This is a genomic window from Weissella cibaria, from assembly GCF_004521965.1.
In the GTDB taxonomy this organism is placed as follows: Bacteria; Bacillota; Bacilli; order Lactobacillales; family Lactobacillaceae; genus Weissella; species Weissella cibaria_A.
On the sequence record NZ_SDGK01000054.1, the window covers coordinates 1 to 22,921 of the forward strand.

General features: G+C 44.1%; 21 protein-coding genes, 3 pseudogenes and 1 riboswitch. Of the genes and pseudogenes, 3 read left to right on the forward strand and 21 right to left on the reverse strand.

Annotated features, from left to right (window positions below; genetic code table 11):
- Positions 1-19 precede the first annotated feature (19 nt).
- The 5 genes and pseudogenes from EST42_RS06970 to EST42_RS06990 form a co-directional block, all read right to left on the reverse strand.
- Complete coding sequence (locus tag EST42_RS06970; protein ID WP_134644814.1) at positions 20-970, reverse strand: beta-galactosidase small subunit; 951 nt, start codon at positions 968-970, stop codon at positions 20-22.
- A pseudogene (locus EST42_RS06975) lies at positions 951-2,823 on the reverse strand (glycoside hydrolase family 2 protein). Before EST42_RS06975 ends, EST42_RS06970 begins: the two are co-directional and overlap by 20 nt.
- Positions 2,824-2,990: 167 nt before the next feature.
- Positions 2,991-5,108 (reverse strand): AAA family ATPase, encoded by a 2,118-nt coding sequence (locus tag EST42_RS06980; RefSeq protein ID WP_134644815.1) that lies wholly within the window; start codon positions 5,106-5,108, stop codon positions 2,991-2,993.
- A gap of 282 nt (positions 5,109-5,390) precedes the next feature.
- Complete coding sequence (locus tag EST42_RS06985; RefSeq protein WP_134644816.1) at positions 5,391-6,128, reverse strand: 3-oxoacyl-ACP reductase; 738 nt, start codon at positions 6,126-6,128, stop codon at positions 5,391-5,393.
- Positions 6,129-6,626, reverse strand: coding sequence for a QueT transporter family protein (locus EST42_RS06990; protein WP_134644817.1), 498 nt, complete (start codon positions 6,624-6,626; stop codon positions 6,129-6,131).
- Positions 6,627-6,631: 5 nt separating this feature from the next.
- A riboswitch (PreQ1 riboswitch) is annotated at positions 6,632-6,676 on the reverse strand.
- Between the two features lie 701 nt (positions 6,677-7,377).
- Here EST42_RS06990 and EST42_RS07000 point away from each other — a divergent pair.
- Positions 7,378-8,985, forward strand: coding sequence for an APC family permease (locus EST42_RS07000; protein WP_134644819.1), 1,608 nt, complete (start codon positions 7,378-7,380; stop codon positions 8,983-8,985).
- A 52-nt stretch (positions 8,986-9,037) separates the two neighbouring features.
- On the opposite strand, the gene EST42_RS07005 is transcribed toward EST42_RS07000, so the two are convergent.
- Complete coding sequence (locus EST42_RS07005; protein WP_134644820.1) at positions 9,038-9,772, reverse strand: SDR family NAD(P)-dependent oxidoreductase; 735 nt, start codon at positions 9,770-9,772, stop codon at positions 9,038-9,040.
- An 81-nt stretch (positions 9,773-9,853) separates the two neighbouring features.
- Positions 9,854-10,732, reverse strand: a complete 879-nt coding sequence (locus EST42_RS07010) for a LysR family transcriptional regulator (protein WP_134644821.1) — start codon at positions 10,730-10,732, stop codon at positions 9,854-9,856.
- Positions 10,733-10,776: 44 nt separating this feature from the next.
- Here EST42_RS07010 and EST42_RS07015 point away from each other — a divergent pair.
- Together EST42_RS07015 and EST42_RS07020 are read left to right on the forward strand one after the other, a co-directional pair.
- A pseudogene (locus EST42_RS07015) lies at positions 10,777-12,378 on the forward strand (malolactic enzyme).
- Between the two features lie 22 nt (positions 12,379-12,400).
- Positions 12,401-13,354: pseudogene (locus tag EST42_RS07020) on the forward strand (AEC family transporter).
- Positions 13,355-13,587: 233 nt separating this feature from the next.
- Here the strand turns inward: EST42_RS07020 and EST42_RS07025 are convergent.
- The 14 genes from EST42_RS07025 to EST42_RS07085 form a co-directional block, all read right to left on the reverse strand.
- Complete coding sequence (locus EST42_RS07025; RefSeq protein WP_134644822.1) at positions 13,588-14,919, reverse strand: dihydrolipoyl dehydrogenase family protein; 1,332 nt, start codon at positions 14,917-14,919, stop codon at positions 13,588-13,590.
- Between the two features lie 168 nt (positions 14,920-15,087).
- Complete coding sequence (locus EST42_RS07030) at positions 15,088-15,660, reverse strand: TetR/AcrR family transcriptional regulator (protein ID WP_010371619.1); 573 nt, start codon at positions 15,658-15,660, stop codon at positions 15,088-15,090.
- 31 nt (positions 15,661-15,691) lie between these two features.
- Entirely contained in the window at positions 15,692-16,195 is a 504-nt protein-coding gene (locus EST42_RS07035; protein WP_425335778.1) for a VanZ family protein, read from the reverse strand.
- A 49-nt stretch (positions 16,196-16,244) separates the two neighbouring features.
- A complete protein-coding gene (locus EST42_RS07040) occupies positions 16,245-16,925 on the reverse strand; it encodes an ABC transporter ATP-binding protein (protein WP_134644824.1) in 681 nt (226 codons plus the stop codon).
- 2 nt (positions 16,926-16,927) lie between these two features.
- Positions 16,928-17,983: an FtsX-like permease family protein gene (locus tag EST42_RS07045; protein WP_134644825.1), complete on the reverse strand. Its 1,056-nt coding sequence runs from the start codon at positions 17,981-17,983 to the stop codon at positions 16,928-16,930.
- A 49-nt stretch (positions 17,984-18,032) separates the two neighbouring features.
- The gene (locus tag EST42_RS07050) at positions 18,033-18,290 is read right to left on the reverse strand and encodes a hypothetical protein (protein WP_134644826.1); all 258 of its coding nucleotides are present in this window, start codon (positions 18,288-18,290) and stop codon (positions 18,033-18,035) included.
- A 24-nt stretch (positions 18,291-18,314) separates the two neighbouring features.
- Positions 18,315-18,635, reverse strand: coding sequence for a hypothetical protein (locus EST42_RS07055; RefSeq protein ID WP_167711163.1), 321 nt, complete (start codon positions 18,633-18,635; stop codon positions 18,315-18,317).
- Positions 18,596-18,865 carry a hypothetical protein gene (locus EST42_RS10565; protein ID WP_167711165.1) on the reverse strand — a complete coding sequence of 90 codons (270 nt, stop codon included), beginning with the start codon at positions 18,863-18,865 and terminating at the stop codon, positions 18,596-18,598. The genes EST42_RS07055 and EST42_RS10565 overlap by 40 nt, the downstream gene beginning before the upstream one ends.
- 273 nt (positions 18,866-19,138) lie before the next feature.
- Entirely contained in the window at positions 19,139-20,332 is a 1,194-nt protein-coding gene (locus EST42_RS07060) for an SAM-dependent methyltransferase (RefSeq protein WP_134644828.1), read from the reverse strand.
- A gap of 124 nt (positions 20,333-20,456) precedes the next feature.
- A complete protein-coding gene (locus tag EST42_RS07065; protein ID WP_134644829.1) occupies positions 20,457-20,825 on the reverse strand; it encodes a VOC family protein in 369 nt (122 codons plus the stop codon).
- A gap of 109 nt (positions 20,826-20,934) precedes the next feature.
- A complete protein-coding gene (gene rpsN, locus EST42_RS07070; protein WP_010371640.1) occupies positions 20,935-21,204 on the reverse strand; it encodes a 30S ribosomal protein S14 in 270 nt (89 codons plus the stop codon).
- A 2-nt stretch (positions 21,205-21,206) separates the two neighbouring features.
- A complete protein-coding gene (gene rpmG / locus EST42_RS07075; RefSeq protein ID WP_002827335.1) occupies positions 21,207-21,356 on the reverse strand; it encodes a 50S ribosomal protein L33 in 150 nt (49 codons plus the stop codon).
- 357 nt (positions 21,357-21,713) lie between these two features.
- Positions 21,714-22,082, reverse strand: a complete 369-nt coding sequence (locus EST42_RS07080; RefSeq protein ID WP_010371650.1) for an iron-sulfur cluster biosynthesis family protein — start codon at positions 22,080-22,082, stop codon at positions 21,714-21,716.
- Positions 22,083-22,224: 142 nt separating this feature from the next.
- Positions 22,225-22,857 carry a hypothetical protein gene (locus tag EST42_RS07085; protein ID WP_134644830.1) on the reverse strand — a complete coding sequence of 211 codons (633 nt, stop codon included), beginning with the start codon at positions 22,855-22,857 and terminating at the stop codon, positions 22,225-22,227.
- Positions 22,858-22,921 lie beyond the last annotated feature (64 nt).

Consider the following 22,921-nt stretch of genomic DNA (forward strand, 5'->3'; position numbering starts at 1 on the left):
CCACTTTTTTACTGTCATACTAATCAATTCTCTCTGCTGCTAGCTGCGTAATCAAAAACTGAGCCTGATGATTCTGTTCACCCGAAACACGATAGGTTGGTTGCACATCTGCACCCCAGCTATCAATACCGCCAACACCGCGAACGGCACCTAAAATCGAGACAACACCGCGTCTCACAGGGGGTAACTCATTCAAATGCGTGGCTGCTTCAAGCTCCAACGGCGAAAAAGGCAGCACTGAGAAAGCAAACGGTTGTGCATTTTTTTCGATTCGCAGTCCTTGTTGTGCCAAATTTTTTAAGACCACCGAATCCGTTTTAATATGCATCCCCATTTCTTGGGGGACTAAATACGGTGTTATCGGCATTCCCGCGATATCATACGTACCAACCTCACCACCGCGCCAGCGGTCTGGATATGTTTCTCCCGATAGGCCTGTGTAGGTGTACCCTTGAAATGGCGTCGGCGTTACAAATCGTAATCCGAACACCGGTAGTTCTGGTAACCCTTTCCGACCAGTATAGTGTGCCGTCACCTGTAATGTTCCGGCCGGCATCACGGTATAGCTAATGTCAACCGTCGTTTGCGGTTCAGTCGCGGTTGTATACGTAAACACAATCGTCACTGTCGTGGCAAATTGCTGGTCATCATAGTGATTATTTTGTGGCGCAATTGGCTGACCAATGGTTTGCTGGTCGACTGACACGACAAAATTGGTAACCGTACTGAATTGGTCAGCACCAAGCCATTGTGCTGACCGGCGCGAGAAACCATTCCCCCGATCGTTATCGGTCGTGGCACGCCAAAAGGCTGGCTTCGGGCCACGGTATAGCCACTCTTGTCCACCGAATCGTAACGACTCCAGACCACCACGTTCATAACTAAATAAATAACTCACTGCCCGATGATGCACGCCAAGGACACCATCTCCGTAAACAATACGTAATGGCTTAGTTGTCAAATTGTTCATAATAGTACGCTACTTCCTGTAAAGCTGGTTTTGGTTGACGGTCAGCAAAGAATAATCCATTACCGGAAAACTCGTAATCTGAATGGCGATCATTGAAGTCACCACCATAACTTAATACTTGTTCACCTGTTATAGCGTCACGTTGCCAAATCGCCTGGTCCACATAGTCCCAGACAAATCCACCTGTGTAAGCTGGCGACTGATTATACAGCGCCATATAGTCATCAAAGCCGCCAACTGAATTCCCCATACTATGCATGAACTCACAGTTTAGGTACGATTTGGCCGGCTTTTGCTGGAGATACGCTAAAATGTCTGCCGGGGATGCATACATCCGACTTTCAACGTCAGAAATCACTGCATTGAATTGGCGATTGTGAAAGACACCCTCATAATGGGTTAACCGTGTCTTATCGTGCTCCTTATAGAATGCATTCATTGCGGCAATATTTTCACCCGCATATGATTCATTACCAAGTGACCAAAATAGAATCGAGACGTGATTTTTAAACTGCTCATAATTGCTACGTGCCCGATCTAGCACCACTTCTCGCCATGCGCTATGACTCCCTGGTACATTCACAGAAGGCCCAACGGCACCCATTTTTTGCCAGGTACCATGAGATTCTAAATTGGTTTCCGCCATAACGTAGACGCCCGCTTCATCTATCATGAAATACCAAGCCATTTGATTTGGATAGTGCGACGTTCGCACCGCATTGATGTGAAACTTTTTAAACAACGCCACATCTTCTGCCATATCAGCCACCGTCAACGCACGTCCACGGCTTGGATGCCACTCATGACGGTTCACACCATTTAAAAATAATTGCCGGCCATTCAACTGAATTTGTTGTTCATCCGTTACCGAAAGCGTCCGAAATCCAATTCGATAAGTTACAAAAGCTAATTCAGCACCATCAGCTGCACGAATAGTCAACTGCATCTCATAGAGTGTCGGCGACTGATGCGACCATACTTGCACCTCCGGGACTGACAACTCAAAAATGACCTCATCATTTGCAAGCGGACGTTGGGTCGTCGCCACCACCTGATTATCTGGACCAATGACAACCGCTTCCAGTCGTGCATCTATTAACCCGGCGTGTTGCACAGTAACCGTCCCCGTTACTTTACCCACGTTGCCAGTAACGGTTGGCACAAGGACACATCTTGTACATCGACTGGTGTGCTTGCTTCTAACCAGACACTCCGAAAAATACCCGAAAAGCGAAACATACCCTGATCTTCTAAAAATGCTGCTGTGCTTAACTTATAAACAACCACCGCTAAAAAGTTCTCACCGGATACCAAGTATGACGTGATATCAAACTCCGCCCGACTGAAACTGTCTTCTGAATACCCGACAAAGTGGCCATTGACCCAAACATACATCGCCTGTTAGACGCCTTCAAATTGCAGTCGCACCGTACGATTCGTAAAATATTCTGGCACTTCAAATGTCCGGGTATATTCACCCACCGGGTTATCGCTAGCTTCACTAAAAATACTGGGATAACTCGTTTCATCTTCATCAATCATTGGTGGTCGCCGATACACATGGCCATCCCAAGGATATAACGTATTAATGTACTGAATTTGCCCAAAACCTTGTAACTGAATATGGCCCGGGACCTGAATAGAAGTAAAATTTTGCCGAGCGACCTGATTCTTTGGCTCAAAAAACGCCGGCGTACGGTGTTGTGGTGTTTCACCATAATGAACTGTCGTAACCGCTGTGACCCATTTCGATAAGCCGATGCCGACTCATATACTGTGTGATCACTACGGGCAGGTAATTTGCCAACCCTAAAAACTGTTGGATCATCCAACCATGCTAACGATGCTTCCATAATTCCCCCCAATCATTTGTAAACGCTTTCAAACTATAGTCTACACACATTTCACAAAATGACCACCCAACTTTTTATACCGTTTTTTACTAATAACAAAACAGCGCCCAAACTGCACCGATAAAACCGGCCGTTTAAGCGCTGTGTATTAATTATTTGCAGTTAGCTTAGTCCGCTGCAACTTCTGAAATCTCAATTGTGTCATCGACCAAATCAGCTTGCAACGTCTTAGCATCCAAGTGATCCAAGTAGAAGTCAGTCACCTTGTCACGAATTTGCTGTTCAATTACACGACGTAGTGGTCGTGCACCCATTGCTTCATCGTAGCCTTCCTCAATCAACCAATCCTTGGCAGCTGGCGTTACTGACAAAGTAATGTCTTTCTTAGCTAATGTGTGGTTCACATCAGCCAACATCAAATCAACAATTTGTTGCAAATCATCCTTAGTCAAATGTGAGAATTCGACAATCGCATTAAAACGATTCAAGAATTCTGGACGGAAGTATGGTGCCAAACGGTCATTAAGCGTTTGGTCAGCAACATCTTGCCCCGTGAGCGCTTCATTACCAAAGCCCGCGTTTGACGTTGCAATCACCACGGTATTCTTAAAGTTGACCGTGTTACCTTGACCATCCGTCAAACGACCATCATCCATAACTTGTAGTAGCAAAGTCAAGACTTGCGGATTTGCCTTTTCAATCTCGTCAAGCAAGACGATGGCATATGGTTGACGACGAACCCGTTCAGTCAACGTGTTACTGTTATCATCGTACCCAACATAACCAGCTGTCGCCCCAATCAACTTTGAGACTGCTGTCAAGTCAGAATACTCTGACATATCCAAGCGAATGACGTGCTCCTTAGATCCAAACATATCCAAAGCTAATTGCTTGGCTAGTTCAGTCTTACCAGTTCCCGTTGGACCAACAAACAAGAAGCTACCGATTGGACGGTTACCATCATCGAAGCCGGCACGGTTACGACGAATTGCCCGTGATACAGCTTCGACCGCTTCATCTTGACCAATAACCTTACCACGCAAACGTTCGTTAATTCCCTTCAAACGCTCAATATCTGAAGCGCCCATTTGGGCAACAGGAACCCCTGTCAAACGTTCAACACTTTCAGCAACATCATTCACCGTCGCCGTCACGTGCTTAGCCTCACCAGCATTATCAATCTGCTCTTGCAGCTTATCAATCGTCATCTTGTGCTTAGCTGCTTGCTCATAATCTTCCTTGTCAGCCGCAGCTTGCTGTAAGTCACGTTCACGCTTAATATCCGCTTCCAAAGACACGACGTCAGCCACTGGATTCTTTGCAGCCAAGTGAGCTGCCGTCATATCCAACAAATCAATCGCCTTATCTGGCAATGACCGTTGTGGAATATATTGCACTGAATAGTCGACCGCAGCCTTCAAAACATTATCTGGAATTTCAACATTGTGGTGCTCTGCATACAAATCGCGAATCCCCAACAAAATGTTGAATGTATCTTCTGAACTTGGTGCGTTAACCGTCACCTCATTGAAACGACGCGCCAAGGCTGCGTTCTTCAAAATCGTGTTACGGTACTCATCTTGCGTCGTGGCCCCAATGACCGTGAACTCACCACGGCTCAAAGCTGGCTTTAAAATATCAGCCAACCCCTTCGAACCAGAATCACCACCCATGGCACCTGTACCTAAAATTTGGTGAATTTCGTCAAAGAAGATGATAACGTTCCCTGCTTCATTAACTTCCTTAATCAAATTTTGGACGTTCTCTTCAAAGCTACCACGGTATTGGGTACCCGCCTCGATACTTGAAAGATCAATTGAAATAATCTCTTTGTTTCGAATTGACGCTGGTACGTCACCAGCAATAATCGCTTGTGCTAATCCTTCAACCACAGCCGTCTTTCCAACGCCCGCGTCACCAACTAACACTGGGTTATTCTTCGTACGACGACTCAAAATTTCGGCTGTTTCCTGAATCTCCTTATTTCGGCCAATTACCGGATCTAACAAACCTTCGCGCGCCTCTTGTGTTAGATTACGACCAAGCTTAGCCAACATACCATCTTGCTTCATCGCACCATTCTGTGGTTCAACCTCTGGTAGGTCATTACCTTCTTGACCAGGAAGACGGCCACTTTGTCGATATGCTGCAAACTCTTCCGGCGTCACTTCACGCCCATTGATCAAATAACGTGAGTTCTCTGAGTTCAAGCCACCCATGCGGCCCATCATGCGGTTGAAAATATCATTCATATCTGAGTTAAAAGCGTCATTGTAATTTGCCATAAGTTTAATTACGCTCCTTTTTTGTTTATTTTCAGTCTGCCAAGGCTGAGACCCCTCTCTCATTACCTTGTAACATTATTATATACCCGTAACAAACTGATTACAAGTGTTTTTTAGCACTCTTTTTAATAGAGTGCTAAAAAACAATCACAACTCTGAATAATCCTTAACAGGTGCATGAAAAAACCGGTTGAATCCAAACGAATTCAACCGGTTTTGGTTTATTTCTCGATTTATTAAATGACAGTCGCGACGGCTTACGCGTGGTATGACGATTTCATCTCATTTGATTGTCCAGCCACCATCAATCGTAAATACTTGCCCTTGGATATACGTCGCCTCAGGGCTCGTTAGGTACAGTGTTAAATCTGCAACTTCTTGTGGATCAGCCCACCTTCCAGCGGGCGTGTCGGCTGCGACTTGCGCTGCCATTGCACCATTGCCAGCAAAATCGGCCGCATTCATGGGCGTATTAATGGCACCTGGTGCAATGGCATTGACGCGAATACCCTTGTCAGCATAATCTAACGCCAATTGTTTCATCCAACCTACCAGCGCGTGCTTCGACATCGTGTAAGCAGCGCCACCACCACCAGCAACTTGACCGGCGATTGATGCCATAAAAACAAACGTGCCATCCTGACGCGCTACCATGTACGGTAGAACCGCCAATGATATTTGAACAGCTGCATACACATTGACCTGCATCAGTTGTTTAATGACCGGGTAAGTGGTTGACAGCGCCGGCTCAAAGGCATCCAGTACACCGGCAGTTGAGAGAAAGACATCAACCTGTTCCAATAGCTTTGCATGCCTTGTTAACCAGGTGGCCAGCTGTTCTTCATCTGCCAAATCTAGTTGAAATGCTCTTAAGCGAGGATGATCAATTGAAATGACTTGTTTATCCAACGCGATGACAGTTGCACCTGCCACCAAGTAAGTCTTCATTTGCGAAAATCCAATTCCGGAAGCTGCCCCAGTCAGCAAAATCGTCCGCCGTTCATAATTTTGAGTAATCATTTATTTTTCCAAATCAACACGACGACTTAATAGGTAGAAAATAATTGCCCCAATAATCAAAGCAGCAAGTTCCCCCAACGCAGTCCAAGCAAATGTTGCCCAGAATGGTGTCTTCGCCATAAAGTATAACTCTGCAGCAACGACCCACATCATCAAGGCATCAATAATTGCACTAATCGCTAAACGTTTCACAACGTTTTTTACTTTGCGTGTCGCAAAGTATGACATCGTCGTCATTGCTAACGTTCCAGCTGTTCCAACGATCATATCAACAATGCCATACGGCGACCAAATGTTAGCGATAAATACACCAATTGTCAGTGCAATGATATAGCGCTTGTTAAAGACCACCAGGTGATTAAACCCTTCTGAAAAGCGCAACTGAAATGGACCATACGATGCAAACGGCAGCGCCACCGTCGCCACGGCATAAAGCGCAGCAATAACGGCAATCAGGGATATATCACGAGTTGAAAAAGACTTCTTTTTTGTTTCCATCTTCAATTCTCCTAGTTTTTTTGAGTGGGATGGTTACGAACCACTGACTTACAGGATAGCAAAATGACACCCGACAAGCAAGCCACGCTTTTAGGACATGGTTGCTAATTTTATCCGATATATGCTACTTTAAAAGAATATTAATTATTAATACGGAGGAATTATATGAAGCGTTTTTTTGAGCGATCATTTATCGTCGGCATCGTCACGACGTTAACAATGGTCACAATTATTAGTATTTGGAATGGAACATGGATAGCAGGCTGGCATCGACGTACCATCTTAGCTACCCTAACCATTGTCCCGTTAACGTTCGTTTTAGCCACTTTGCTGAAAGAGAACGTTACATTGCCACTAGTCATTAAATTACATAACATCTTACCCAAATGGTTTTCAGAACTCGTCCCTCGTCGACACTCCATGGCTATTTTCATCGTAACTGGGAATGTATCAGTCATGTCCTTCTACGGCCTGTATATGTCACATCATTACGATTCACAGCATTTGGTTCTGTCATACTTCATTCAATGGGCCCACACCTTATTATTCGCAATTCCCTTATTATTATTTATCGTGCGACCTCTAATAACCGTCGTATTCGATTTAATTTGGCGTGAGGATGATCCTGCTTAATGTAAATACATACTAAAAGATCGGTCTAGTCCAACAGGCCGGTCTTTTTAAGCCCCAAAATTAGATTTTTATGTGATTTTTTGATAAGCTAGTTCTCATACGTGTACGAGGAGGTCACATGAAAAATTCAAAAAAGACCAAAAAAATCGGCCTATTCCAACTAATCATGCTTGGATTAGGTTCATTGATCGGGTCAGGTTGGCTCTTCGGCGCCTGGGAAGCATCCCAAGTCGCCGGACCAGCCGCCATTATTTCCTGGGTAATCGGTGGTATAGTTATCGGTGCAATCGCTTATAACTACGTCGAACTGGGAACCATGTTCCCGCAATCTGGGGGGATGAGTAAATACGCACAATACACTCATGGCTCATTATTAGGGTTCATCGCTTCATGGGCTAATTGGATTTCGCTCATTACGCTAATTCCAATTGAATCAGTTGCCGCTGTGCAATATATGAGCTCGTGGCCTTGGTCCTGGACAAAATGGACTCAAAGTTTCATGACCAATGGTACGATTACAAACGAAGGGTTATTAGCCGTCTTCTTCTTTATCGTCGTGTTCACGTTATTGAACTATTGGTCAGTCGAATTGCTCACAAACTTTACAAGTTTTATTTCTGTCTTCAAAATTGGTGTTCCGCTATTAACAATCATCATGTTAACTTTATCAGGATTCCATCCTGGTAACTACGGGTCATCACTACATGAATTTATGCCATATGGCACGGCACCAATCTTTGCTGCCACGACAGTATCTGGTATTATCTTCTCATTTAATGCGTTCCAAACCGTTATTAACATGGGAAGTGAAATCGAAAACCCCAAGCGTAATATTGGGCGCGGTATTACTTATTCACTATTAATTAGTGGTGTACTATACATTCTGTTACAGAGTACATTTATTACCGCATTGAAGCCTGACATGATTGCAGCAAATGGTTGGCACGGCATTAACTTCGCCTCACCATTCGCTGATCTGGCTATTCTACTAGGTATTCACTGGCTGTCAGTTTTGCTATATATGGACGCTTTTGTATCACCATTTGGAACCGGCGTATCCTTCGTCGCATCTTCAAGTCGTACATTGGCTGCCATGGTAACCAATAACCACATTCCAAAATTCGTCGGAAAAATCAACGATAAATACGGTACACCCCGTATCGCAGTGGTTGTTAATGCCATTTTGAGCATGCTGATGGTCTCAATTTTCCGTTCATGGGGAACGTTGGCCAGTGTTATTTCAACGTCAACCTTGATTGCCTACTTGACTGGACCAGTAACTGTTATCTCGTTGCGTAAAATGGCGCCCGAATTTACCCGGCCATTTCGTGGTAAAATCCTTAAGTTTATGGCACCTCTGTCATTCGTTCTTGCTTCATTAGCAACGTATTGGGCAATGTGGCCTACCACTGTGGAAGTGATTTTGGTTATCTTACTTGGCCTACCATTCTATTTCTACTACGAATGGCGCAATGGTTTCAATAAAACGAAGCGCGCCTTTAAAGGTAGCTTCTGGATGATTGGCTACTTGATTTTCATTTCGATTATGTCTTATATTGGGTCGAAAGAATTCAACGGCCAAAATTTGATTCATTACCCACTCGATTTCGTGGTAATTATCGTTGGTTCTCTCCTGTTCTATCACTGGGGAACCGGCAGCCACGTCATGACCAAATATTTCAAGCAAGCGCAACGCGTAAACGCAAAGGTTAAATTTAAAAAATAATCAAAAAACCTGATGACTTTAAGATCATCAGGTTTTTTGTATATTATCCTCATTAACTGCGCCATTTCGCCAAATGGCTGGCAGCGGCGTCAACATCTGGCACCCGCAAGCGTTCACCAGTAACTGGCTCTGCGTTCTCAAAGTGCAAAGTACCGATCAACTCACCAACCGTCTTCGATGAAACATAATTGTCTTTGCGATAAGAACTTGGTCGCACACGTGTATTTACCGGTCCAAGGACCAACGCATTCACATTAAAGCGACCTGCCATTTCAACAGCATATAACTCGCTCAACATCAAAACCGCTGCACCGGCCGGTGCAACTGGCCCAGAATATTTGCTAAACGCAGCATCTTCAGCAGACACTCCACTAATAAATGTATAGTTCGAACCTTGACGTAACAATGGCATTAAAGTCTTACTAGCTACAAAATGGGCAGTAAGCAGGCCCTGCATCAACTCTTCCCATTCCGCCTTTGTAATGTCCGTCAAAGCAGCGCCTTGCCACCATCCACCTAGTGATGATACCATGCCATCCAATTGTTCAAAGTGATCAACAATCACATCGTGCATCTTTTGTGCATCTGCTTCATCTGAAATATCGCCAAATAAGTAAAAGACATTCTTCCGGTATGGTTGGTCAACATACCCCAGCGCGTCAAGCGCTTTGTCTTCAGAGCGAGTGGGCACCAGAACGGTAGCGCCATTTTCGGCTAAGTACTTTACAATTCCTTCGCCGACTGCGCCTGTCCCGCCAGCGACCAAAATTACTTTACCTTCATACATATCATTCGCCTCTTCGTTAGTTAATACAATTATATTAACGAAACGAAGGCCGGAAGTGTTATAAAAAGGGCATTTCAAGTCTTAACATCGCCACTCATCACGAATAACCCGCAAAATAGCTTGTGACATTGGCCCCACTTCAGCTCGATCACGTGACAATAAATAGATATCAAAAGTTGGCATATCGACGTCCAAAATATTAATTTGCTTTAGCCCGGTTTTATTTTGCGTTAGCGCCAAAGCCGTAATAAAACTCATTCCCACACCATCGCGCAACACGTTTTTCAACGTTTCAGGGTTTGAGGTTTGAAACAGAATTTTTGGATGCGCGTCGCTCGCTTCGGTTAAACGTTTAAAAATACGGATATGCACAAACTCCTCATCCAGCATGACAAATTCCTCAGCACCAATTTCATCGAAATACATACTGTCCGGTTTCGTCACATCGCCAGTCGCAAACACAAATGGAAATGAGGCAATTTTCGTTGCCGTCACCCCGCTAATACGTATCGGATCAACCGAACTAACCATGCCAAAATCTAACTGACCTGTCTTAATTTGGGACATCAAATCGGCGCTACCCATTTCAACCGTCTCCAAATAAGGTAATAGTTCTAACACGCCCAATTTTTTAAGTAAATCTCGAAAGTAGTACATACCAATGATTGGTGGCAATCCAAAACGCAACTTCTCAATTGACTGTAATGCGACTTCTTCTTTTGTAAAAGCAATTTCTCGCCTAATTTTGACTGCCAATTCATAGACTAATTGACCGGTTTTTGTCAGAACAACCGACTTTTTAGTGGTGTCTCGGACAATCAGCGCCGATTCGAACTCTTCTTCCAAACGTTTTAACGCATACGAAATCGTTGGTTGGGTAACCCCGAATTGTTCAGATACAGCCGTAAACTGTTTTTGCTCTGCCAATGCCGCAAAATAAGTTAAATGTAAGGTTGTCAACGTTGAAAATTTATTATTTATTTTTTGTAGGGAGATGTTTACATATGCGTGGACAAGAAATTTTGAATAACCCCTTCCTAAATAAGGGGGACTGCCTTTACTGAGGCAGAACGCGAAGAATTTGGCTTGACTGGTATGTTGCCAGCCCACGTTCAAACAATTCAAGAGCAAGCTGACCAAGCTTATGCCCAATATCTAACAAAGGTTAATGACGTTGAAAAGCGTATTTTCCTTTCAACGTTGTTCTACTACTTGGTTGATCAACACGTCGCTGAGTTCATGCCCGTTGTCTACGATCCAACAATTGCCGACACGATTGAGAACTATTCAGCATTGTTCGTTAACCCATAAAACGCTGCATTTTTGGACATCAACCACCCAGAGAACATCGAAGCAACGTTGAAGAACGCTGCTGATGGCCGTGACATTAAGTTGTTGGTTGCTACCGATGCTGAAGGTATCTTGGGAATCGGTGACTGGGGGTTCAAGGTGTTGATATTGCCGTTGGTAAGTTGATGGTTTATACGGCTGCCGCTGGCATCGATCCCGCTTCAGTTTTGCCAGTTTCTGTCGATGCTGGTACGAACCGCAAGGAATTGTTGGCAGACCCACTATACTTGGGAAACCGTCACGGACGAGTTCGTGGTGACCAATACTTTGAGTTCATTGATAAGTTCGTTAAGACGGCCCAATCATTGTTCCCAGAGATGTACTTGCACTTTGAAGATTTCGGTCGTTCAACAGCTACGAAGATCTTGAATACGTACAAGAATGAGTGGCCAACGTTTAACGATGATATTCAAGGTACGGGTATCGTTGTCACGTCAGCTGTTTTGGGTGCCTTGGCTATTACGGGTGAAGACATCAAGACACAAACGTACTTGACGTACGGTGGTGGTTCAGCTGGTACGGGTATTGCTAACCGTGTCTTGGCTGAGTTTATGCAACAAGGTTTATCAGAAGAAGCTCGTAAGCACTTCTACATGGTTGACCGACAAGGATTGTTGTTCGACGATGACGAAACGTTGACACCTGAGCAAAAGCCATTCGCCCGTTCATGTTCAGAATTTGAGAACGCTGACGAGTTGACGGATTTGTTGTCAGTTGTTAAGGCTGTTAAGCCAACTGTTTTGGTTGGTACGTCAACTAACCCTGGTTCATTTACTAAGGAAGTCGTTGAAGCAATGGTTACTAACACGGATCACCCAAAGATCTTCCCATTGTCAAACCCTACGAAGTTTCACGAAGTAATGCCAGATGATTTGATCAAGTGGTCAGATGGTAAGGCATTGGTTGCAACTGGTGTGCCTGTTGACCCTGTTACGGCTTCAAACGGTGTCACTTACGAAATTGGACAAGCTAACAACATGTTGGTTTACATGGGTTTGGGATTGGGTACGATTGTTGCTAGGGCTAAGGTTTTGTCAGATGGTATGATTTCAGCTGCTGCCCACGCTTTGGGTGGTATGGTTGATGCCTCACAACCCGGTGCCCCTGTTTTGCCACCTGTTTCACGTTTGTCAGAAATGTCATTCCGTGTTGCGGTTGCTGTGGCTAAGCAAGCAATTGCTGAAGGTTTGAGTCGAGTTGAAATCGACGACGTTGAAGCTGCCGTTAAGGCTGCTCAATGGACGCCTGAATACTAATCGCACATAGGAGTCATTTAAGATGTCTGCATTGCTAACTTCAATCTCATCTGTTGTTGAGATTATTTTTGTGATTGCTTTGGGTTTCTTTCTCCGTAACGGCGGCAAGTTCCACGACTCATTCAAGCACGATATTGAATTTTTGATTATGAAGGTCGCATTGCCCTTAAACATTTTCGTAGGTGTTTTGGACAACTTGACCCGCTCAAAGTTACTATCCCTTTCTGGATCGTTGATTTTTGTTATTATTTCTTTTGCCGTTGGTTACTTGGTAGCTTAGCTATTAACAAAGACTTTGAAGGTTCGTGAAGGTCGCCGTGGTACGTTTATTAACATGTTTGTTAATGCAAACACGATTTTTATCGGATTGCCTTTGAATTTGGCCTTGTTTGGTAACCATTCATTATCATTCTTCTTGGTTTACTACCTAGCAAACACCGTTTCAACGTGGGCTATTGGTATTTTCTTCGTTTCAAGCGATGGACCAAAGTCGGACATTGCGAAAAAGTTTAACTGGAAAAAGTTGTTACCTGCCCCATTGCTTGGGTTTATCGTTGCCTTGATCTGGTTGCTGCTTGATTTGCCATTACCAACGCTTGTTGATAAGACTTTCTCAATGGTTGGCGGTGTCGTGACACCATTGTCATTGATTTACATCGGTATCGTCTTGGCCGACGCCGGATTGAAGTCAATCCACTTTGACCGTGATACCATTGTTGCCTTACCCGGTCGTTTCGTCTTTGCGCCTGCCGTCATGATTGTTGTCATGATGATGTTCAAGCACAATATGACGATTCCTTCTGTCGAGCAAGGAACGTTAATTATCCAAGCGGCCGCCCCTGGATTAGCTGTTTTGCCAATCCTAGTGGGTGAAGCTAAGGGTGATGTTGAATATGCAACAAACGTTGTGACAACGTCAACGGTCCTATTCGTGATCGTGGTGCCAATTTTGATGGAAATTATCACCCTCTTGTAAGAATGAATTCATTGATACCAAATTAACCTTTTAAACCAATCTCATAGAATAAACTTGATGCATCGTGCTATAAACACCTACACGAACTAGCAGAACACTTTTACAAAACAAATTATTGTTTGCTGTTGCGATACACCAAGCGATTGTACCTACCATTTACAGAAATGTATGGTCCTAAAATCCCCCGTTGCCTTACCAGCAACGGGGGATTTTTTATCAGAACAAATTTTTAATTATAATTGGCCCCATGCTGATGAGGCAATTGATGGGAACAAATGTACCATACGCTCAATTTCAGCTTGACCAAATTTAAACTCAATCGCTGGCAACAAGGCATTAATGACATCATCCGCCTTAGGCGACACTTCGGTCGCACCAACCAACTTATGTGCTTGATCAAAAATCAAAATATTGTCACCAATCTTTTCTTGATCAACTTGACGGTACCAATCGTCTGGAATGTGATTTTGGACCATCGTGTACAATTCAGGATTAGCTTCAGCTTCAGCCACCGTCACCCCGACCTGTGCCAAACGAGGCGACGTAAAGACAACAGACGGAATCACTGGATACACAATTGGATCCGTTGTCTCACCGGCAAACGTATGCATCAAGTAAAGTGACTCAAAAATAGCCGTTGGTGTTAACTTAGGTTGCACCTTATCGATCACGTCACCTGACGCATAAATATTTGGTACCGTCGTCCGCAAATAATCGTCAACGACAATTCCCTTTGCATTATAACTAACGCCAACTGTTTCCAAGCCAAGCTCTTCGACATTCGGAATACGGCCAGTTGCGTCTAAGACCCAATCTGTTTCAACCGCCAAATCAGCACCACGCACAACTAGGCCATCTGCGCCCTGCACAATAGCATCAACTTGTGTGTCACGATCGAATACAACGCCACGTGATGTCAAATCAGCAATGATTTGTTCCACGAACGGTTGGTGGTAAGCGCGGAGTGCCTGTGTGCCGCGCATCAAAACAGTGACTTCTGCACCAGCAGCATTTGCCATTGTTGCAAATTCCATTGCAATATAACCCGCACCAATAATTGTCACTCGGTTTGGCATGTCACTCAAATTCAAGAAATCTGAAGAATCATGCGCTAAATCTGCACCTGGGATTGTCAGACGGTTTGGACGCAATCCTGTCGCAATGACAATCTTGTCTGCCGTCTTAGCCTCACCATTAACCATCACTGTGTGGGCATCTGCCAACGTTCCACGACCAAACAACACATCAACATCAGTTGAATCCAACAAGCCTTGGATGAATGCTGGCAAACCATCAATAACATCGTGCTTGTGCGCTTGATTAGCAGGCCAATCAATCTTAACGTCACCTGTTACAACGCCGTGAACATCCTCCATATGACGTTGGAAAGCCACTGGTGAATCTAATACAATTTTTGCGTTGCAGCCACGATTTGGGCAGGTTCCACCGACCAAATCCTGTTCAACAACACCAACCTTCTTCCCTTTCGCTCCCAACGGAATTGCCCCGTCAAATGTACCGTGGCCACTACCGATATACAACACATCATAATCATACGTTGTCATAAAATCTTTCCTCCCGTGGAAATATGCGATTGTTTAGATATAATTGAGCTCTCAAAATCAATTACATTATCTAGTATATCGGAAAAGTAAGCGAATTCATAATATTTAACCTAATACAAAAAGTCGACCTTGATTGATGACAATCAAAGTCGGCTTTCTTAAGGTTTATTATTTAAATAGTGCCCGCGATGCTAACGCAATCAACTCAGTTAATTCATCATTAGAAACTGTTAACCCATTACGCAAACGCGATTGCAATAACCACTGCATCGGTTGCAATGACTGCGCAACAATAATATCCACATTAGCCGTCATCAATAGTTGTTGCTGGTATGCGCGCTTAATAACAGTTAACATTGCCGGTCCCAGCAAAGATCCTTCCCCCTGAATCTCCGTTGGCAGGAATTCTGGATTCGCTACCAACGTTGCCATAAAGGCAACTTGCTTGGGATGCTGCTCAAATGTTTGTGCGTACGCTCGCATCACGACTTCGAATTGTTCTTGTGGTGTCTGGTCATCGTCAGGCACCGCAATACTCCCCACTAACAATGTCTGAACTTTTTCAAATAGTTGCCCCAGTAAATCTGCTTTATTTGCGTAATAAATGTAAGCTGTGGCAACCGAAACACCTGCTCGCTTAGCCAATTTATTAATACTAAAATTCGCAATACCTGCTTCTTCGACGAGGTCATATGTCGCATCTTCTAATGCTTTTATTTTATTACTGTCTCTTGTTCTCATACTCTTATATTAAGGGAGTTTCCCTTTCCGTTCAAGCGTGAATTCGACGCCAAATCGCTCGCACGATAACAACCAGAACAACCGCCGTTAATGCGCCCGTGCTATCAAGCATCACATCCGCAAACATTGGTGACCGACCACCCGTCAAAGACTGATGGAATTCATCCAGGCCAGCATACCCCGTCGCAGCCTGCCACGCGATGAAAGCAGCAATGAACCAATTACCTAGTTGTTTGTGAATAGCCATATACCAAGCCATTCCAAGAATAAAGTAAGTGCTAAAATGCGCAAACTTACGCATAAAAAACTCAACATATTTAAAATAATTTCGCGATGCGTCCGTCACATCCCCACCGTAATGAATTGGGAACTGCGCGAAAACATCCTTTAAGGGTTCGTTGGCCAATACATGGTGCAACGTACCAATTTGACTCTGTTGGGCATAGGTTTGACTACTCGAATAAAAAAGCACCGCCATGATCAAAAAGGCGATGCCATACCAAATGGTGGTTCCTTGTAATTTTCTCATGCCCATATGTTACTAAGCTTCTCTTGGCGCCGTCAAGTGGGCAAAAGTAAGTGTATCAGGTCTTTTCTGATAAGCGACCGTCGACAATTTCATACGTCCGATCTGCAAACTCCTGCAACCGGACATCGTGCGTCACCACAACAACTGCTTTGTGCTGTTGATGTGCAATTTCAGCCAGCAGTTGACCGACCTCGTTTACCCGCTCACTATCTAACGCAGCTGTCGGTTCGTCAGCCAAAATAATTGTTGGATCCGCATATAGTGCTCGTGCCAACGCCACCCGTTGCTTTTGACCACCTGATAATTCATCTGGATATCGGTGCGTCATGGCCACGATACCCAGACGTCTCAAAATACGCTCAAACGGTTTTTCGGCTACATTAGGCGTTTTCTTTACCTGATCAACCAACTTAAATTGATCGGCAACCGTCAAATAAGGTACCAAATTGTACGCTTGTAAAACGAAGCCAATTTTATCAAGCCGTAGTTTCTCTAAATCGCGTTGCAGTAATGCTTGTAAATCTTCGTTCATCAGGCGCACCTCACCCTCAGTTGGTGTTTGCAACCCTCCTAAAATCGTCAAGAGCGTGCTCTTACCAGAGCCCGAGGGACCGATAATCAACACAACTTCACTCGCACGGACTGACATCGACGCATCTTGTAACGCCACGACTTGATTTTCGCCCTGACCAAACCGTTTTGTTACATGGCGAACTGCTAACACTTCCTTTGTCATGATTACCCTCCAATCACACTTGCTGGGTCAATTTTACTAATCAACCGAATTGGTACGATGGTTCCTAACAGCCCCGTCAGCAACAGGCCTAGCGCGATTAGTCCTGTAACGGGCCAACTGATATACACCGGCACGGTAGCTGGTAATAGGGCTAAGGTCATCACAGCCAAACCACCTCCAATAACCACCGCCGTAAGTACAATTGCCCCTGTTTCGAAGATTGTATTGCGAGTCAAAAAACGGTTTGGTATGCCTTGCGCACGTAAGACAGCCAAATTAGGCAATTTTTGAATCGTCAAAATATATAGGAAAATTGTCATAATAATCATCGAAATGATAATCAAAAAGCCAATCATCAGGCCAAACGTGGCTTTTTGTGCCACATACCCGGGTAGTTTATCAATAAGTTGCTTCGTTGAATAGGTTACCAACTCACGCGGTACGTTCGGCGCATCCCCGCGATAAACGGCTAAACTTCCGGCATAATCATTTGAAACACCCTTGATTGAAGACCAAGCTTCTAAATCACCATAAACAACCGGTGCCATATTGTACTGTGCTTGGGCGACATAGCCAACGATCTTATAACGCGTTGCTGATAAGCCTAATGTCACCGTCTCGTGGCGGGGGTACCGTGCATGATTTAACGTCGTATCAACAGCAATTTCGTCCGCATGCTGTGGCAGCCGACCACTAACAACTTGCAACCGGTCCTTCACAAATTCATTTGCATGCAACCCAATAAACTGGACTGACTCACGATGTCCGGCACGTTTCATCGTTGTCGGCGTAATCCCTAAAATTGCTGTGCCACGCTTTTGCTGTAATGACCGCGCTTCTTGCTCAGTTAACAAGGACTGACCAGCATTGCCATTTGCATCTCGTGTCATTACGGCTGATTTAATTTGCCAACTCTCGATGGCCACTGTATTTTCACGTGCAAGACCGATCGCCAATGCGCAGAGTACGAAGACGAGATAACTAATTAACATGACGACCGTGATAACTAGCCCGTATCGCATTTTCTCTTTTTTAATTTCACGCCAAGCTAAGAACATTGGAGCACCTCCCATGATTGATAGCGTTATCATATCAACGAGTTGCCGCTCACGATACTATCAAACGCGCAAAAACGGCTGTCACACCCACAACAGCCGCAACCATTACCGCGACCACTTCAACTACCGTTTGCTTTATGGCTGCCGTTGTGTCCGCCACCATTTGGCGCAATGTCGTCTTGCTCTCAGAAGCCATCGTTTTCGCTGTATTGCGTTCTGGTTTCAAAACAGATGATTGACTACTTTGACTTGAACTTGCCTGAGAGACGATTGTCGCACGACTCAATGACGTTGCTGCAACAGACACGACCTGCTTACTTATTTCTGTTGACTAAGCAGCGACTGTCATTGCAGATGAAGCACGGTTCTTAGCCGATGACACCTCCCGGTTACTTGTTATTGCTGATGACGTAGGCGCACTAACCAACGCTGATTCTGTTACCGTCGAACTGTCTGCGACAAATATAGACTTCGGTGCATCAAATGCCGCCTTATCGATTTCACGTCCGTGTGACGTCAAATCTACCTTTAAAGTTTCATAATCATGCGCTTGACCACCCAACTGGCCACCTGTTGGCGCCATCAAGGTTGAATTTTGGTCATGATTCAACCCTAACGAATGCCCCATTTCATGGCTAATAACCGTTTGCAAATCAACCCCTTGCGTCGCAATTCGAGCTGGATAAACATCTGTAATCTCGGCAGGCGCATATGTAAACGCAACGTTCGGATCAGTATCCCTACTGTCGTCTCTTGTTTTTCAACTTTAACAGTCGCCGCAGCTGAATCATTTGTAACCTGAACAACAGTTGTGCCAGCTAAACTATTCCAGTAGGCGGCCGCCTGAGCTGTTTGCGCGGGATAATCGGCAGAATAGGCCACTACCTCGCCTGTGAATCTAAATTACTGTACTCTCACGTACAGCATGCACAGGCTGCCCAAACGGCAGCGAAGCCACTGTCAGTGACGTGAGAGTACAACTTTAATGGATCGCATTGTTTCTCTCTCCTTAAGAACTCAGCATCTATCATATTACTTTTGTTTTGTAAAAAGAAAGCGAATCGTTTCATGTAATTGCTTACGATATACAAGTGTAATTTTGTTACAAAAAAGACACTTAGCCTAAAGCGAAGTGTCTCTTGTTAAGTCTTGTTATTACGCTTCTCGCGCTGTCATAAATGCACGCGTCATTGGCAACCCTTGTCCTGCAGGTCCCTTTGTCATCAAGAATTGAATAACATCAATGTTACCCGCTTCAAATGATGCCGCACTACCTTGCAAATACAAGTCCCATGCCCGTGCAAACGGTTCACCATGTTCAGCAATCGTCTCGTCATACACGTTGTGGTAATTTGCCGTCCAAGCTTCCAATGTTTTTTGGTAGTGGCGTCGCAATGGCTCAATATCATCCATTTGCAAACCAGCTTCCATAATATGCGTCACATTTTCTGCGATATTTGGTATATAACCACCTGGGAAGATATACTTTTGAATAAATGGATCGACACCAGCACCATAGTGTTGTCCCGTAATACCGTGAATCAATGCACGCCCATTAGGGACGAGATACTCAGCAACCTTCTTAAAGTACTCACCAAGGTTCTCTTTTCCAACGTGCTCAAACATGCCGACTGATGTGATGTAGTTAAATTGCATATCCTTGATATCACGGTAATCCATCAACATGACGTGCACCTTATCTTCAAGACCCAATTCCTTAACACGCTCTTGCGTTAAGGCATATTGCTCTTCAGACAAAGTCACACCATAGGCATCTAAGCCATACTCTTGGGCGGCCGTAATAATCAACGTTCCCCAACCTGAACCGATATCCAATAACTTCTTACCAGGTTCAGCGTGCAACTTATCCAAGATGTGGTGCACCTTGGCAACTTGCGCTTCTTCAAGCGTCATATCATCACGTGCCCAATAAGCAGCTGAATAAGTCATCGTCTTGTCTAGCCACTTATTGTAGAAGTCATTTCCGATATCATAGTGACTATGAATATCTTCCTTAGATGCTTGCTTATCGTGGCCATGCAACATCTTCGTCAAAGTCCCCTTAAAGCCACTTTGGTTTGTTAGAAAACTACCTGACTTACGATAAGCCGACGCAATCAATTCTTGAATACTACCTTCAATTTCAATGTCACGACTCATATAAGCCTCAGACAAAGTCAACGTTGGCATTTTAGCCAGCGTCTTAATATCCAATTTTTTATTTAACTTAATGTGGACCTTTGGCAGGCCCTCGCCATAGTTTTCAGTCTTGCCATCCCAGTATGTCACCATAACCGGCATGTCAAAGGCATTTGCTAAAAGCTTACTTAAAACATTTTTTTCTAACATCCCTGCAATACACCTCAACTAAAATTAGATACTAACGTCATTCTACTCTTTTATTTTGGAAAACGTATTAGTATTGTATTAAATTTTACTTATTTGGCATTAATAGTTAAGGGTATAACTTATATTAGATGCCCGACACTCCAAAGTACAAGCCGTCTGGATTGGCGAAATTAAAAACTCTTTGCAGTCCCATCTCAACTAGTTCTCCTGTTTCAATCCCTAGACTTTGCATTTTTCCATACAAGGTCTCAATATCATCAGAATGCAACATCACTGATGGCACGTTATCTGCTACCTCAGGGGAGTTCTCTTTAATAAACGCCAAATCAAAAATGTTAAACGCAAAAGCGCCATCTTCACTAGGTGCCATTTGCACCATTTCTGTTGTTTCCATATCTTGGCGATCACGCTCAACAAAACCCACAGATTGCCAGAAATTCGCCTCACGGTCCACATCCGTCACATATAACATCACTTCAACATCATTATTCATCTCTTTATGCCTACCATTCTGACTTTTCTAAATCATACCATAATGGCGTAAAAAAAAGCATCTACGTAAAACGCAGATGCTTTCTTTAAGACTTAAGGCAAAATGCAGATTACCAAGAGGCCTTCTTAACACCAGGGATCAAGCCCTTGTGTGCCAATTGACGGAAGTTCAAACGTGACATTCCGAACTCACGCATGTAAGCGTGAGGACGTCCATCAATCTTATCACGGTTGTGCATACGTACAGGTGAGGCGTTGCGAGGCAACTTTGACAAACCTACGTAATCACCAGCAGCCTTCAAGGCAGCACGCTTCTCAGCGTACTTCTCGACAGTTGCTTCAATCTTCTTAGCCTTAGCGATCTTTGACTTCTTAGCCATGATTACTTAACCTCCTTGAACACAGTAACACGACGCAACTTTGGAGAGTACTTCTTCAACTCCAAGCGGTCTGGTGTGTTACGACGGTTCTTAGAAGTTAGGTAGATACGCTCACCAGTTTCGGCGGCTTCTAACAAAATGTTAATGCGCATTAACATAACTCCTTGAATTTAATTTGTGAGGTGCCCCTCACCACTAATTTGAACGACAGGATTAGCTGCATTGGGCTAATCCCCAAGCTTGCGCCGTTACAATATAGCTAGTAAATTACAAATAATTATATTACACAGTTTGTTCGCAAATATCAAGTGTTTTGACCAAAAAAGTGACAAGTAATTTTACTTGACACATATTTAGTTGCCAAACAAACATAAAATAACCATAGGGTATCCTTAAAAAAGGTGCACCGAAAAATGATATATATTAAGGGACAGCCTTTCGGAACCCGTTTAAAAAGCCACCAATCCTCGGAGCTTTAATCGGGAAATTGGTGGCTTTTATTAGTTTAATTAATCTGTCACAGTGGCTGTTTCGTCACGAATCTCAGGCGTGTCATCAATGACACCTGAATCTCCACGCAACACAACCCCGCCAAACTTCTTAACATCCAAAACCATGTTAGGAATCATGTAGTCCTTTGAGTAACCCTTGATTGGCAATGGTCCGATGTTTGAATCGATTGTTTCGTCGAACCATGGCAACAAAGGTTGGTCCTCACGAATAATGGCAAACACGAATGAAACTTGCATGGCAACCTCACCGTGGTGTGAATATGGTGACACACCATCTTCATACATCATCACCAAACGGCGACCAGGCTCGGCCTTCAAAATAGGGTTAATCTTCTCCAATGCAGCATCAGTAATTGTCAAATACATGATTTCTTCCTCCTTCAGATTTTGTCTGAATTCATTCAATTTAATTGTTTCATCTCTTTCAACAATTAAAGTATAGCACCCTGAATTTTGAGCGGTTGAAAAAAGGCACACTTCTGTCACGATACCTAATTACCAGAGATCATCAGTCCGCTAAGCGCATAAAATACCAACTCATTAGACCAAAACTAGCTGCTAAGACATCAAGTGCTAAGACATCAAAGAACCCTGCCAATGGCCAGCCTAATAGCGGCACAATAAATTGCAAGACATGGAACAAACCGAAAAGAATTGTTAGCAACTTCAGCCCATTAGCTAAAGAATCCATTTCGCGGCGCACACTAGCAATTGCAACGCGCCAGAGCGACCAAATAAGCACAATTACCAAGCCACCAAACACAACATCACGGACAATGACACCACGTGCTAGCACTGCCTCTGTGATCGAATTCAACGGCCAAACTAACTGTAAAATCACGGTTGCTAACCAGACAATCACTAATTGTTGCATTGCTGCAGACAACGTTTTGTCTTGCTCATACCGGGCAAAACGCCACACAGCAACCAAGGTTAATAATATTAATAGCCCTGCCACTAACTCTAACCCGTGAAAACCACTTGCAAACATCGCATCCGGGGCAGTCAGCACCGCTAATGGGTATTTCGCTAATTTATAAGTGGGCCAAACAAATGTTGCGATAACACTCTCTAACATTAAAATAATTGCGCCAATTAACCCAGCGCCTAAAACAAATTTCCGTTGCCACCATTGTTGCATGTCATCACCTCGTTTAAATCAATAGTTCCATTGTACAAAAAAACGTCCAGATGCGCCTAGCACC